At 52.7% G+C, this 14,301-nt stretch carries 10 protein-coding genes and 1 pseudogene; 3 read left to right on the plus strand and 8 right to left on the minus strand.

Annotation, left to right across the window (positions count from 1 at the left end):
- Window positions 1-5 precede the first annotated feature (5 nt).
- From sstT to G8S19_RS02960, 4 genes are all read right to left on the minus strand, one after another.
- Window positions 6-1,250, minus strand: a complete 1,245-nt coding sequence (sstT, locus tag G8S19_RS02945; protein WP_101742431.1) for a serine/threonine transporter SstT — start codon at window positions 1,248-1,250, stop codon at window positions 6-8.
- Between the two features lie 242 nt (window positions 1,251-1,492).
- On the minus strand, window positions 1,493-2,461 hold the full coding sequence (locus G8S19_RS02950; protein WP_199970366.1) for a TerC family protein: 969 nt from the start codon (window positions 2,459-2,461) through the stop codon (window positions 1,493-1,495).
- 270 nt (window positions 2,462-2,731) lie between these two features.
- Window positions 2,732-3,730 carry a Gfo/Idh/MocA family protein gene (locus tag G8S19_RS02955; RefSeq protein WP_101742432.1) on the minus strand — a complete coding sequence of 333 codons (999 nt, stop codon included), beginning with the start codon at window positions 3,728-3,730 and terminating at the stop codon, window positions 2,732-2,734.
- A 69-nt stretch (window positions 3,731-3,799) separates the two neighbouring features.
- On the minus strand, window positions 3,800-4,303 hold the full coding sequence (locus G8S19_RS02960) for a M48 family metallopeptidase (RefSeq protein ID WP_101742433.1): 504 nt from the start codon (window positions 4,301-4,303) through the stop codon (window positions 3,800-3,802).
- Between the two features lie 84 nt (window positions 4,304-4,387).
- On the opposite strand from G8S19_RS02960, the gene rlmG reads away from it, so the two are divergent.
- Window positions 4,388-5,524: a 23S rRNA (guanine(1835)-N(2))-methyltransferase RlmG gene (gene rlmG / locus G8S19_RS02965; RefSeq protein ID WP_115642805.1), complete on the plus strand. Its 1,137-nt coding sequence runs from the start codon at window positions 4,388-4,390 to the stop codon at window positions 5,522-5,524.
- Between the two features lie 54 nt (window positions 5,525-5,578).
- On the opposite strand, the gene G8S19_RS02970 is transcribed toward rlmG, so the two are convergent.
- The 3 genes and pseudogenes from G8S19_RS02970 to ygjG all read right to left on the minus strand — a co-directional run bounded on the left by G8S19_RS02970 (window position 5,579) and on the right by ygjG (window position 9,594).
- Window positions 5,579-7,597 (minus strand): NADPH-dependent 2,4-dienoyl-CoA reductase, encoded by a 2,019-nt coding sequence (locus tag G8S19_RS02970; protein WP_253686042.1) that lies wholly within the window; start codon window positions 7,595-7,597, stop codon window positions 5,579-5,581.
- A 145-nt stretch (window positions 7,598-7,742) separates the two neighbouring features.
- Window positions 7,743-8,144 (minus strand): annotated as a pseudogene (locus tag G8S19_RS02975) (alpha-glucosidase); the annotation flags it as partial.
- 70 nt (window positions 8,145-8,214) lie between these two features.
- Window positions 8,215-9,594, minus strand: a complete 1,380-nt coding sequence (gene ygjG, locus G8S19_RS02980) for a putrescine aminotransferase (protein WP_167335587.1) — start codon at window positions 9,592-9,594, stop codon at window positions 8,215-8,217.
- A gap of 430 nt (window positions 9,595-10,024) precedes the next feature.
- On the opposite strand from ygjG, the gene G8S19_RS02985 reads away from it, so the two are divergent.
- Window positions 10,025-11,545 (plus strand): PAS domain-containing methyl-accepting chemotaxis protein, encoded by a 1,521-nt coding sequence (locus G8S19_RS02985; RefSeq protein ID WP_101742437.1) that lies wholly within the window; start codon window positions 10,025-10,027, stop codon window positions 11,543-11,545.
- Window positions 11,546-11,862: 317 nt separating this feature from the next.
- Window positions 11,863-13,428 (plus strand): methyl-accepting chemotaxis protein, encoded by a 1,566-nt coding sequence (locus G8S19_RS02990; RefSeq protein WP_048213330.1) that lies wholly within the window; start codon window positions 11,863-11,865, stop codon window positions 13,426-13,428.
- On the opposite strand, the gene G8S19_RS02995 is transcribed toward G8S19_RS02990, so the two are convergent.
- Window positions 13,425-14,102, minus strand: a complete 678-nt coding sequence (locus tag G8S19_RS02995; protein ID WP_005131432.1) for a PadR family transcriptional regulator — start codon at window positions 14,100-14,102, stop codon at window positions 13,425-13,427. The two genes, G8S19_RS02990 and G8S19_RS02995, sit on opposite strands and share 4 nt — an antisense overlap.
- Window positions 14,103-14,301: the final 199 nt, after the last annotated feature.

Raw genomic sequence — 14,301 nt, forward strand, 5'->3', positions numbered from 1 at the left:
AACGATTAGCCGCGCAGGGCGTTGTTTGCCAGACGTTCGTCTTCAGCCTGGCAGGCTGCTGCGGTAAACAGCACGTCAGTAGAAGAGTTCAGCGCCGTTTCACAGGAATCCTGCAATACACCGATGATAAAGCCAACGGCAACTACCTGCATGGCGATGTCATTCGGGATACCGAACATATTGCACGCCAGCGGGATCAGCAGCAGGGAGCCTCCTGCGACGCCTGACGCGCCGCAAGCACACAGCGATGCCACCACGCTCAGCAACAGCGCCGTCGGTAAATCAACCGGGATCCCCAGCGTATTCACCGCCGCCAGCGTCAGTACGGTAATGGTGATCGCCGCGCCCGCCATATTGATGGTGGCGCCCAGCGGGATAGATACCGAGTAGGTGTCACGGTCCAGATTCAGCTTCTCACACAGCGCCATATTCACCGGAATGTTGGCGGCAGAGCTGCGGGTAAAGAAAGCGTACACGCCGCTTTCGCGCAGACAGGCCAGCACCAGCGGATACGGGTTACGGCGAATTTTCCAGAATACCAGCAGCGGGTTGACCACCAGCGCCACCAGCAGCATACAGCCGACCAGCACGGTCAGCAGTTGAGCGTAGCCCCACAGCGTGGCAAAACCGGTGGTTGCCAGCGTGGAGGAGACCAGACCGAAGATGCCGATCGGGGCGAAACGAATCACCAGCTTCACCATAAAGGTGACGGCGTTGGACATATCATTGACCAGATTTTTGGTCGTTTCATTACCGTGGCGCAGCGCAAAGCCCAGACCGACGGCCCAGACCAGAATACCGATATAGTTGGCGTTAACCAGGGCATCAATGGGGTTAGAAACCATGCTCATCAGCAGGCTACGCATTACTTCAACAATGCCGGACGGCGGCACGATATCGCCAGCGCTGCTGGAAAGGTGCAGTGTCGACGGGAAGGCGAAGCTGAAAACGACGGCCGCTAACGCGGCTGAAAACGTTCCGAGCAGGTAGAGGAACAGAATCGGGCGGATATTGGTTTTTTGCCCGTGTTGGTGGTTGGCGATAGAGGCCATGACCAGCATCAGAACCAGAATTGGCGCGACGGCTTTTAATGCGCCGACGAACAGCGTACCCAGCAGACCAACGGCTTCTGCCGCAGGTTTTGACACCAGTGCGAGTAAAATCCCTAGTACCAGGCCAATCAAAATTTGTTTAACCAGGCTCCCTTGCGCCAAACGCGAGAGTAGCCCCGATGAACGTTGCGTAGTCATGTCGTGATCCTTTCATTGTGTTGTTGCTCATCCATCCTGCGCTCTTACGACGCATCTTTCTGGATGTAACAAAGTGTTTGCGCGGTTGAGTATAAGGAAAGATAACGCTTCGGGAAGAGAAATATCCTGGATTCCCCGTTGAGATCATATTTTATAACTTTGAATTAACATTGTTTTGACATGATGAACAAAAAGCCCGACGCACATAGTGTGCCGTCGGGCTTTTCAGCTAGCAGATAACGTTACTGTATTTGCTGCTTTTTATCGTGCTGGTGGTTGACCCACGCGTTCACAATCAGCGTTACAAACAGAATACCGAACACTACGCCTAACGAAATAGCGATCGGGATATGGTAGAAATCGACGATCAGCATCTTGATACCGATAAACACCAGGATGATCGACAAACCATATTTCAGCATCGAGAAACGCTCCGCCACACCTGCCAACAGGAAGTACATCGCACGCAGCCCCAAAATAGCAAACAGGTTCGAGGTCAGCACGATGAACGGGTCGGTGGTAACGGCAAAGATAGCCGGAATACTGTCGACGGCGAAAATCACGTCGCTCAGCTCAACCAGAATCAACACCAACATCAGCGGCGTGACAAACAGCAGACCGTTTTTACGCACGAAGAATTTTTCATCTTCGATGGTATCGGTCATGCGTAAATGGCCGCGCAGCCAGCGTACTAACGGTCTGTCGCCGATACCGGAGGCATCTTCTTTCGCCAGCGCCATCTTCACGCCGGTAAACAGCAGGAACGCGCCGAACACGTACAGCAGCCACTCAAACTGGGTGATAAGCCAGCTGCCGGCGAAGATCATGATCGTACGCAGAACAATTGCTCCCAGCACGCCATACACCAATACCCGGCGCTGCAATGCAGGGGGGACGGAGAAGTAGCTGAACAGCATCAGCCAGACAAAGACGTTATCTACTGCCAGCGATTTTTCAATTAAATAGCCGGTAAGGAACGCCAGCGCCTGCGGGTCGGCAACGGCGCGGCCCTGAGTCTCAGCCAGGTACCACCAGAATGCCGCGTTAAACAGCAACGACAACGTTACCCAGACGATTGACCAGGCCGCGGCCTGCTTCATCGACATCGTATGTGCGCCACGACGACCCTGTAGCAGCAGATCGATGGCCAGCATAATGACCACCACAACAGCGAAGCCACCCCATAACAACGGTGTGCCGACAGTATTCATTTTATTTCCCCATGCATAAAAAAACGGCCAACGCCGAATGACGTTAGCCGCTGCTTTTTATGCATAGACCTTGCCATTCGGCAAGGTCTCACTTACAACAACAAAGGAATACGATGGCGTATTCCTTTGTTATCGCCCGGTGACCGGATGTGGTTTTTCACACATCGTAATGACGATCAACCGACAACGAAGTTACTCCCCTTTGCGGGTTACAAAATATTACAGGCCATGTTTTCAGTCAATGGCCTGCAACATTCCATTTACACACTTTTACGCAGTCAGCGGGATTACCGTTTCGTCTGCCGGGAAAACCACGCCGGTCTGGCGGCGAATTTCCGTTTGCAGTTTAGCGGTGATACGACTGACGGCCAGTGCCGGGTGATCCACTTCGCCGGATTCAACCAAATGGGCAAACGCCTCTGCCTCATACAGCATAGTATTGATGTGCTGAGGCACCGTAAGATCCTGCGTTTTGCCCCCGCGCGGAATAAAGCACACTTTCTGACACTCGGAAATTTTCTCGACAACCAGTGACCCTGATTCGCCCTGAATTTCGCTGGCCAGTACGGAATCACTGACTTTCGAGTGCTGCAACGTGACGCTAAAATCGCCGTAATTGAGTACGACCACGCCGTGGGCATCCACGCCGCTTTCCAGTAGGCTGGCGCTGGCCTGAACGCTCTGTGGTTCGCCCCACAGCGCAACCGCCGAGGCCAGGCAGTAAAAACCGATATCCATAATCGAGCCATTGGAGAACGCCGGATTAAACGTATTGGGATTTTCACCGTCGAGATAGCGTTGGTAACGCGAGGAGTACTGGCAGTAATTGATAAACGCTTTTCTGATTCTTCCAACTTTGGGAAGAGATTCCTGTAACAGCAGGAAGTTAGGCAGGCTGGCGGTCTTAAATGCTTCAAACAGCACCACCTGGTTTTCACGCGCGCAGGCGATAGCGGCTTCGGCTTGCGCCAGGTTTGAGGCCAGCGGTTTCTCGCAAATGACATGCTTTTTGTGCTGTAGAAACAGCGTTGTCTGCGGGAAGTGCAGAGAGTTCGGACTGGCAATGTAAACGGCATCAATCGCGTCGCTTTGCGCCATGGCCTCCAGCGAGGTAAACAGATGCTCGACGGGGTAATCGTTGGCGAAGGTCTGCGCCTGCTCAAGGCTACGGGAATAGACTGCGGTTAACTTATACTTGCCGGTTTCATGGGCGGCATCGACAAACTGGCGGGTGATCCAGTTTGTGCCAATTACTGCGAAACGTATCATAAAGGCCTTCAGGCTGCGAAAAGGGATCCTTGCGTCAATTTAGCATGCCCTGAAGACAAAGCCAGTGCGCTACGGCGCAGTTTGCTTTAACGATTGTTGCGTTAACCACAGGCGGGTATCGAACTCCAGTTGGTGATACTGAGGCTCCATATGGCAGCAGAGCTGGTAAAACGCTTTGTCGTGCTCTTTTTCTTTCAGATGCGCCAGTTCATGCACGACGATCATGCGTAAAAAGGGTTCGGGGGCATTGCGAAAAACGGTCGCCACGCGGATCTCCGCTTTAGCCTTTAGCTTACCGCCCTGCACGCGGGAGACGGCGGTATGCATCCCCAGCGCATTTTTCAGCACGTGTATCTTACTGTCATACATGACTTTATTCAGCGGCGGGGCGTTTCGCAGAAACTGATTTTTCAGATCCTGGGTATATTGCCAGAGCGCTTTGTCGGTCGCGAAGTCATGCGTACCCGGATAGCGCTTCTCCAGCACCGCCCCCAGACGCTGTTCAGCAATCAGCGTACGAACCTGGGAAAGTAAATTCTCCGGGTAGCCTTGCAGATAGGTCAACTGACTCATTAGTGCCCCATATAAAGTATAAAAAGTGTATACTCACGCACCCTTTTCAGGGATACGCCGAAATTTTACCATTCAGGAGGGCCGATGAGCCACATAGACAACGGTTTCCGTTCGCTGTCACTTAAACGTTTCCCGGAGACGGATGACGTTAACCCGCTGCTGGCGTGGGAAGCTGCAGATGAATATCTGCTGCAACAGCTGGACGATACCGAGATTAGCGGCCCGGTGCTTCTCCTGAATGATACTTTCGGCGCGCTGGGCTGTGCGCTGGCGGAACATACGCCGTATAGCATTGGCGACTCTTATCTCAGCGAGCTTGCCACACGCGAGAACCTGCGTCACAACGATATTGCCGAGTCGAGCGTCAAATTCCTCGACAGTACCGCTGAATATCCGCAGGCGCCGGGCGTGGTGCTGATTAAGCTGCCAAAAACCATGGCGCTGCTGGAACAGCAACTGCGCGCGCTGCGTGAAGTGGTGACGCCACAAACGCGCATCATCGCGGGCGCGAAGGCGCGCGATGTGCATACCTCGACGCTGGAGCTGTTCGAAAAAGTGTTGGGGCCAACCACCACGACGCTGGCGTGGAAAAAAGCCCGTCTGATCAACTGTACGTTCAGCAAACCTGAGCTGGCCGCTGCCTCGCAAACGTTGAGCTGGAAGCTGGAAGGCACCGACTGGACCATCCACAACCACGCCAACGTCTTCTCCCGTACCGGGCTGGACATCGGCGCGCGCTTCTTTATGGAACATCTGCCGGAAAACCTGGAAGGCGAGATTGTCGATCTCGGTTGTGGCAACGGCGTGCTGGGCATGACGCTGCTGGCGAAGAATCCAGAAGCCAGCGTGGTGTTTGTTGATGAATCACCGATGGCGGTCGCTTCCAGCCGTCTTAACGTGGAAACCAACCTGCCGGACGCGCTGGATCGCAGCGAATTTATGATTAATAACGCGCTCTCCGGCGTAGAACCGTTCCGCTTCAACGCGGTGTTCTGCAACCCTCCATTCCACCAGAAGCATGCGTTGACCGATAATATCGCCTGGGAGATGTTCCACCACGCGCGCCGCTGCCTGAAAATCAATGGTGAACTGTACATCGTGGCCAACCGCCACCTCGACTACTTCCATAAGCTGAAGAAGATTTTCGGCAACTGCGTGACCATCGCCACCAATAATAAATTCGTGGTGCTGAAAGCGGTCAAAACCGGTCGTCGCCGCTAATCGCGTGTGCCGGATAGCAGCTAACGCCTTATCCGGCCTACGAAAGACGTGACGTTAAATTTCCAGTGCCAGTCGGGTGCCTTGTGCAATAGCGCGTCGGGCATCCAGTTCCATTGCCACATCGCAGCCGCCGATCAGATGCACCGTTTTACCTGCCGCGTGCAGCGGATCGACCAGTTCACGGCGTGGCTCTTGTCCGGCGCAAATCACCACGTGATCCACATTCAGGATCTGTAGCTCGCCGTTGATCATCACGTGTAACCCGTCATCATCGATCTTCTGATAGCTCACCGCCGGGATCATTTTTACGCCGCGTGAAAGCAGGGTAGCACGGTGGATCCATCCCGTTGTTTTGCCTAAACCTTGCCCTGGTTTACTGGCTTTACGCTGCAACATCACTATCTGGCGTGGGCTGCGGGGTAGATGTGGGCCTTCCGGACGTAAACCGCCGGGCTGTTGCAGACTGGTGTCGATTCCCCATTCCACGCAGAACTCGGCAATGTTCTGGCTGGTGGGATCGCCAGGCTGGCTCAGATACATGGCGGTATCAAAACCGATCCCGCCACAGCCAACGATCGCCACGCGTTTACCCACTGGCGTCTTATCGCGCAGGACGTCGAGATAGCTCAGCACTTTAGGGTGATCGATCCCCTCGATCGGCGGCATGCGCGGCTCGATCCCGCTGGCGAGGATCACTTCGTCGAAGGTGTGCAGATCGCGTGCGCTGACAAAGTGATTCAGTTTCAGGGTCACGCCAGTCACGTCGATCATCCGGCGGTAGTAGCGCAGGGTTTCATAGAATTCTTCCTTGCCGGGGATCTGTTTGGCGATATTAAACTGCCCGCCAATCTCGCCATATGCGTCAAACAGCGTAACGTGATGCCCGCGCGCGGCGGCATTAATGGCGAAGGCGAGACCCGCAGGGCCCGCGCCGACCACCGCCAGATTTTTCGGCTGAGTGGCCGCAACGATCGGCATTTTGGTTTCATGGCAAGCGCGCGGATTGACCAGGCAAGAGGTGACTTTGCCGACGAAGATCTGATCCAGGCAGGCCTGGTTACAGCCGATACAGGTATTGATCTCATCCGCTCGTCCGGTTTGCGCTTTTGACAGCAGTTCGGCATCGGCGAGGAACGGGCGAGCCATCGACACCATATCGGCATCGCCACGGGCCAGAATATCATCGGCGACTTGAGGATCGTTAATGCGGTTGGTGGTGACCAGTGGGATCGTCACATGCCCTTTCAGCTTTCGCGTCACCCAACTAAACGCGCCGCGCGGTACCGGGGTCGCGATAGTGGGAATGCGTGCCTCATGCCAGCCAATACCGGTGTTAATAATGGTGGCGCCTGCAGCTTCTATCGCCTGTGCAAGCTGGACGGTTTCGTCGAAGGTTCCGCCGTTTTCCACCAGGTCGAGCATCGACAGGCGGAAGATAATGATAAAGTCATTGCCGGCGCGCTGGCGTACCGCCCGTACCACCTCAACGGCAAAACGCATGCGGTTGGCATACTCGCCGCCCCATTCATCATTACGCTGATTGGTGCGCAGAGTCAGGAATTCGTTGATCAGATACCCTTCGGATCCCATCACTTCCACGCCATCGTAGCCCGCTTCCCGCGCCAGTTGGGCGCAATGGGCAAAATCTTCAATCAGTTGCAGCACTTCATCGTGCGTCAGCTCATGCGGCGTAAAGCGGTTAATAGGGGCCTGAATGGCTGAAGGCGCAACCAGATGCGGTTGATAGCTGTAGCGACCAGTGTGCAGGATTTGCAGGGCGATTTTCCCGCCTTCATCGTGAACCGCATCGGTAATGACGCGATGGTGTGCGAGCTGGCTGGTGTCGTTCAGCATCGCCCCGCCTTCCATACCCACGCCCGATAACGCGGGCGCAATTCCTCCGGTCACAATCAGGGCTACGCCGTGACGAGCGCGTTCAGCATAGAACGCGGCCAGCCGTTCTGCACCATCAGGATACTCTTCCAGACCGGTATGCATTGAACCCATCAGCACGCGGTTTTTAAGCGTGGTGAATCCCAAATCGAGCGGGGCGAACAGCGACGGATAGCTCATAAAGGTGTCCAGTATGTAAAATTATTGTTATGTGGTCGGATGAGTTACTAATTTAGCCGTCGCCGCGTAAAAGGGAAAAGGGGAATGCCGTGATTGTGATGGGATTCAAAAAAGAGGCTCTCCTTTTCAGGAGAGCCAATCGACGTTACTGCTGTTTAAGAAAATCGTTATACAGCATGTAGAGATGCGCGGCGCTCCAGGAGAAGTTAGGTGCGCCCTGCTGTGCGCCGGTCAACGGGTTGTAGTTTTCCTGAATTGGACCTTCTGCCGTCAGCCCTTTGGCATGCTGGAAGAAAGTATCGGCCAGTTTTAATGCTTCAGCGCGATAGCCATAACGCGCCATCCCTTTTAGCCCGAACCAGAACTGATCCACCCAGACGCGTCCGCGCCAGTATATGTCCGCGCCGAAGGCTGGATTGGTCAGTGCTGCGGTGCCAAGTGGGACATATGTGTTGAACTCTTTCGGATCGAGCATCACGCTAACTACCGCATCCGCATGGGATTGTGTGGCCGCACCGTTAAACAGCGGTGACCAGCCTTCCGGTCCTTAACCGGCCTACAAAGGAGGTCCTTTAGTAGACCGGATAAGATACGTTAGTATCGCCATCCGGCAGTGGTTACACCTGCTCCACGCTCACCCGTAATGCGGCCAGGGCTTTGCGGGTTGATCGCAATACCAGTTCGCATTGCTCGATCGTTAATGTTAACGGCGGTTCGATACGGATCGTCTTCGCGTTATTCAGTGTTCCGGCGACCAGCACTCGCTGACGGAACATTTCACTGGCAAAGCTGTAGCCAATCTCATTATCGACAAACTCAATCGCCATCAGCATGCCTTTGCCGCGAACGTCGTGTACCAGATCCGGATATTCACGCGCCAGATGACGGAAACCATCCAGCAACATATCGCCTTTCTGCTCTGCCTGAGCGGGTAAATTTTGCTCCAGCAGGACGTTAATGGTCGCCAGCGCCGCCGCGCATGAGAGCGGGTTGCCACCGAATGTGGTGGTATGCAGGAAAGGATTGTCGAACAGGACGGAGAACACTTCTTCAGTGGCAATGGTCGCGCCAATTGGCATTACGCCACCCCCAAGCGCCTTGGCCAGACACAGAATGTCAGGCTGCACGTTTTCATGTTCGCAGGCGAACATCTTGCCGGTGCGCCCCATGCCGGTTTGCACTTCGTCGAGGATCATCAGCGCGCCAAACTCATCGCAAAGTTTACGTACCGCGGTTAAATACCCTTGCGGCGGCAGGATCACGCCTCCTTCCCCCTGGATTGGCTCCAGAATCACGGCGGCAACATCGTCGCCGGTCTTTTTGCATTCGCTCAGGACGGTGCGCATGGCATCAATATCGCCAAAAGGAACATGGCGGAAGCCCGGCAGCAGCGGCATAAACGGTTTGCGGAAGGTTGATTTAGCGGTGGCGGATAGCGACCCCAGCGATTTACCGTGGAAGGCTCCGCTGGTGGCAATAAATGTAAATTTACCGCGCGGCGATTGATACGCTTTCGCCAGTTTTAGCGCCGCTTCAACCGACTCGGTCCCACTGTTACTGAAGAAACTGTATTTCAGCTTTCCGGGAGCCAGTGCAGCAAGCGTTTTTGCCAGCATGGCCCGTAATGGGTCAAGTAATTCCTGGCTGTGCAGAGGTTGTTTCGCGAGTTGATTCTGTACGGCGGAGACCACTACTGGATTACGGTGCCCCACGTTGAAAATTCCAAAACCTCCCAGGCAATCGACAAACTCCTGTCCCTGGGTGTCGACAAGCGTATTCAGGCTTCCCGCTTGCCACTCTACGGCTCCGTAATCCCCGCCGGCAGTTACAGATTTTCTATACTCTAAGAACCCCGGATTGACATGCTCTTTGAAGTAATCAATCACCTCTCGGTTTAGTGCTTTCATTTCCTCATGATCAAGCGTTCGCTTCTCGATGAGATTCAGTGCGTGTGCGCTGCAGGCCAGAGCCGATGCGCTGGAAGGTAACCTGTTCAAAATATGCTCCCGGAGCTCGCGTATCACATGATACTGAATTAAGTATTGCAGGGATTGCGCCATCCCGACGCGCTTAACGAAAATCGGGATAAACACCAGGGAAGATCTTGCTTGTACAACATTTAATCTCAAACATTAACATTTGCTGGCATTTTGCCCAGGTTTACGCGCGTAAAACCGACGAGAAAAACGCGTTATTGCGCTAAAAGTGGGCGAGAATTGCACTATTGCGGTGCGCTGAGTGAAGGTGCGTTGAATAGTTACGCAATGAAAGTATTTTAAATCAATGAATTAGAAAACATACAAATTTTGAGGTTTAATCGCAAATTGCGATCTAAATCAAATTTAACAACTAAAGTTAAAAAGATTAGCGCCGAAATAACATAAGCCGAAAGAGTTAACAACCAGATAACCTGCACAGGACGCAACCATGTCTTCTCATCCCTACGTTAGTCAGCAAAATACACCGCTGGATGATGATATCACCCTCATGTCGACCACCGATTTACAAAGCTATATCACCCATGCGAACGATACCTTTGTTCAGGTCAGCGGCTATCAACTGAATGAATTGCTTGCTCAGCCGCACAACCTGGTTCGTCACCCGGACATGCCGAAAGCGGCGTTTGCGGATATGTGGTACACCCTGAAACAGGGGGAACCGTGGAGCGGTATTGTGAAAAACCGGCGGAAGAATGGCGATCACTACTGGGTGAGGGCCAATGCGGTGCCGATGGTGCGGGAAGGACGCGTAACCGGGTATATGTCGATCCGTACCCGGGCGACGGAAGCGGAAATCGCGGCGGTCGAACCTTTATATAAAGCACTCAATGAAGGCCGTTGTCATCGGCGCGTCCATAAGGGGCTGGTGGTACGTAAAGGCTGGTTGGGTAAACTCCCGTCGCTTCCGGTTCGCTGGCGGGTACGCAGTGTCATGGCTTTTATGTTTGTCATCCTGGCAACTGCGCTACAGCAGATGGGCTCTGAATGGCCGCAACTGTTGGTGAGCGCGCTGGTGATGATGCTGGCGACGGTTATTTTCGAATGGCAGATTGTGCGTCCCATTGAGAATGTTGCCCAGCAGGCACTGAAAGTCGCGACCGGTGAGCGCAACAGCGTGACCCATCTTAACCGTAGCGATGAACTGGGTCTGATGCTACGGGCGGTGGGGCAGCTAGGGTTAATGTGCCGTTGGCTTATTCATGACGTGTCGAGTCAGGTCAGCTGTGTGCGTAACGACAGTGAAACGCTGGCGAAAGGCAGCGATGATTTAAACAAGCATACGCAGCAGACGGTAGAAAATGTGCAGGAAACGGTCACCACCATGAATCAGATGGCGGCATCGGTGAAGCAAAACTCTGCGACAGCAGCGGCGGCTGACAAGCTGTCTATTGCCGCCAGCAGCGCAGCGACACAGGGCGGTGAGGCGATGGATACAGTCATTAAAACAATGGACGATATTGCCAACAGCACCCAACGGATCGGCACTATCACGACCCTGATTAACGATATCGCCTTCCAGACAAATATTCTGGCGCTGAATGCGGCGGTTGAAGCGGCCAGGGCTGGTGAACAAGGAAAAGGATTTGCGGTGGTGGCCGGAGAGGTACGCCATCTTGCCAGTCGTAGTGCAAGCGCAGCAAATGACATCCGTAAACTGATTGATGCCAGCGCCGACAAGGTGCAGTCTGGCTCCGATCAGGTTCATGCCGCAGGGCGGACAATGGATGATATTGTGGCGCAGGTCCAGAATGTGACGCAGTTGATTGCTCAAATCAGCCATTCAACGCTGGAGCAGTCAGATGGTCTTTCCAGCCTGACCCGTGCCGTAAATGAGTTGAGCAATATTACGCAGAAAAATGCCGAACTGGTCGAAGAGAGCGCGCAGATTTCAGCAATGGTGAAACATCGTGCCGGTCGCCTGGAAGATGCGGTGACCGTGCTGCATTAATTCTCACCCTATCCCATTTTCCCGCCAAACGCTTATCGTCCCCGGTAGGCGTTTTTGTAATGATTTTGTTAATCATATATTAAATAATACCACTTTGGTATTACGATTCTATTTTCCTTATTCCGTTCTGACCGCGAGTGTCCTGTTTTTAAATATTGTTAAATATCGCTTATATAACGATCGGTCTTGCTTTATTCATCGTCAAAAACTATTTCGTAACATTGATGAAAATTAAAAAACGATCAATATCATAAAGTTAGGTGAGTGTTGACCGATAAGGATTTCTGTCTGAAGAAAACTGTCTCCAGGGAGAAAATATGTTCTTGCATAACGTAAAGATTCGCTCGAAATTATTTATCGCGTTTGGTTTGTTTATTGTACTGATGATGGTGAGTTCGGGCCTTTCGCTGTTGAGTCTGGATCGTAGTAACAGTGGGATGCAGAACATCATTACCAATGACTATCCGATTACGGTAAAAGCCAATCTGCTCATTGATAATTTTCAGGAGTTTGTCAGTACTCAACAATTGATGTTATTGGATGAGGAAGGCAAATGGACCCAGGCGTCCCAGAAAAAGCTCGATACCATCAGCCAGCAAATTTCTGCTCTGCTGGATGCGCTGAGTGCTGCACCTCTCAATGATGCATCCAAAAAAATTGTTGCGGATATCCGCGATGTGCGTGAGCAGTATCTGGCTTCCCGATTCCGCATTCTGCAGGCGCTGCAGAATCACGATCGCTCCGGTGCGATGCACGAGATGATGACCCGCACGGTGAATGTGCAGCAGGCGTATAAAGCAAAAGTGCAGGAATTGATCGCCATTGAAGATGCCCAGATGCAGAAGGCGGGCGCTCAGGTGGAATATGATTTCCACACCAATCGCGCGCTGTTGATTACTCTGGCGCTGATAAGCATTGCCGCCGGTTGTGTGATGGGGTGGTATATTGTGCGCTCAATTACCCGACCTCTTAATGAAGCCGTGCAGTTTGCCGAGGCGATTGCGCAGGGCGACCTTACTCGCAACATCAGTATGGAACAGAAGGATGAGACCGGTGTGCTGCTGCAAGCGCTGATGGCAATGAAAACCCGACTGTTAGAGATTGTCGAGGAAGTGCAAAACGGCTCCGAAAATATCTCTGCGGCGGCGGCGCAGATTGTCGCGGGTAATCAGGATTTGGCTGCGCGTACCGAAGAACAGGCAAGCTCGGTAGAACAGACTGCGGCGTCAATGGAACAAATTACCGCGACGGTCAAAACGACGGCAGACCATACCCATGAAGCGACGAAGCTGTCTACGGGAGCGGCGGCGGTGGTGAAAAACAACGGTGAGATGATGAATCAGGTGACGCAGAAAATACGCGTGATTAATGAAACCTCTAACCGTATGTCAGAGATTATCAACCTGATAGATTCGATTGCTTTTCAAACCAATATTTTGGCGCTGAATGCGGCTGTCGAAGCGGCGCGCGCCGGTGAGCATGGACGTGGTTTCGCGGTAGTAGCCGGAGAAGTGCGTCAACTGGCGCAAAAAAGCGCATCGTCTGCCAGTGAGATCCGCAATCTGATTGAAGACTCCACCAGTCAAACCCGGGAAGGACTGGTGCTGGTTGAAAAAGCCAACGCGTTGATCAATGGAATGGTCACTAACGTTGAAGAAATGGATGTGATATTGCGGGAAATCGGTCAGGCCAGCCGCGAGCAGACGGACGGTATTTCGCAGATTAACAGTGCGATTGGCCTTATCGACACCACCACGCAACAGAACTCCTGTCTGGTAGAGGAGTCCGTTGCGGCAGCGGCGTCATTAAACGAACAGGCATTACACTTAAAAGAGATGATTAAAGTGTTCCGCGTACGTAAAGAGGACGCGCAGCCTGCTTAATCAAGCTGGGTGATGTCCAGTGATGCGCGATCGATAATACCGATGATCTTCTTGATTTGCGCTTCGCTGGTGTCACCGTGATTGACCCGCAGATCCAGCACGGCTTTAAAATTCTCCAGTGCTCTTTTCATCTGTGGATTCTTGCGTAATTCAAAGCCGACACAGCGTGCTTTAATACGTTCGTGGATATGTTCCAGATGTTCCTGGTTCTCTTCCAGCCATTGCAGGCCTTGCTCGGTGATTGTGATTTGCTTACGTCCGCCTTCCTCGTCACGGATGGCGATAAGCGACTGATCCTGCAAGAAATCCAGTGTCGGATAAATCACGCCCGGGCTTGGGGTGTAATTACCCTGAGTCAATGTTTCAATGGCTTTGATTAGCTCATAACCGTGACTGGCATCGCGGGTCAAAATATCGAGAATCACCAGCCGTAATTCGCCGTGGCCGAAGAAACGCTGACGTCGACCGCCACCGCCGCCGCGACCGTGGCGGTGTCCGCAGCCATGCTCATGATGGTGTTCTTTGTTACAGCCTTCGTGATGACGTTCTTCACCTTTACAGCAACCTTCGTGGTGTTCGCTGTGATGACCTTCGTGGCGATGTCCTTCACCCTTACAGCAGCCTTCGTGCTGGTGTTCTGCATGTTTGCAGCACCCTTCATGATGATCTTGCATCATTCATCTCCTGATGTTATTTAGATATATCTAATTTATATCTAAACTTTTTCTATTTGCAAGTGCATGCAGGAATATTAATTTAATTCATTGATTTATATATATTTATTTTTTGTTTCGCGTTTGGGGTGCGCTATCCATACTCTATCAAAAAAGTTCTTGCAATATTCTCAATTAGCAATCATTATCATTTAAAATT

This window comes from Citrobacter sp. SX206 (genome assembly GCF_024181025.1).
Taxonomy (GTDB): Bacteria; Pseudomonadota; Gammaproteobacteria; order Enterobacterales; family Enterobacteriaceae; genus Citrobacter; species Citrobacter youngae.